This window comes from Shewanella sp. AS16, assembly GCF_021412365.1.
Classification (GTDB): domain Bacteria; phylum Pseudomonadota; class Gammaproteobacteria; order Enterobacterales; family Shewanellaceae; genus Shewanella; species Shewanella salipaludis.
This window is the reverse complement of sequence record NZ_JAKCLK010000052.1, coordinates 1-491: the sequence shown is the minus strand read 5'-3', so window position 1 is coordinate 491 and position 491 is coordinate 1. Positions and strand designations below refer to the sequence as shown.

Sequence of the window (491 nt, the reverse complement as noted above, 5' to 3'; positions counted from 1 at the left end):
TTTTGGATAGACGAGCAGGCTATGAGCCACTGGTGCTGCACTGAGCATCATGGTGGCCGAGGCCGGGGATTTCAGTACAGCATTCTTCGTCAACTAGATGGGCGATTGAAACCGCATTGATACTCAAAGGCCTGTTCAATCTCCCCTTGCGGGCACTGGAAGGTTTCATTAACTCGGTATTTGGCTTAATGAACGTTCCCCTGGCGTCCCCCGGTTACAGCTGCATCAGCAAGCGTGCCAAGACTGTCGAGATTAGCTACCGTAATCCCAGCCGTGGGGCGATTGCCCACTTGGTTGTCGATGCCACAGGGCTGAAAGTTTACGGCGAAGGTGAATGGAAAACCCGCAAACACGGCAAGGAAAAGCGTCGTACCTGGCGTAAACTGCATCTGGCGGTGGATGCCGCCACACATGAAGTGATAGCTGCCGAGGTCAGCTTGGAAAGTGTGGCCGACAATGAGGTCTTGCCTACCTTATTGAATCCGCTGAGA

1 pseudogene is annotated in these 491 nt (G+C 53.6%); it reads left to right on the top strand.

Annotated elements, in window-relative coordinates:
- Positions 1–491 (top strand): annotated as a pseudogene (locus tag LZP73_RS19285) (IS5 family transposase); the annotation flags it as partial.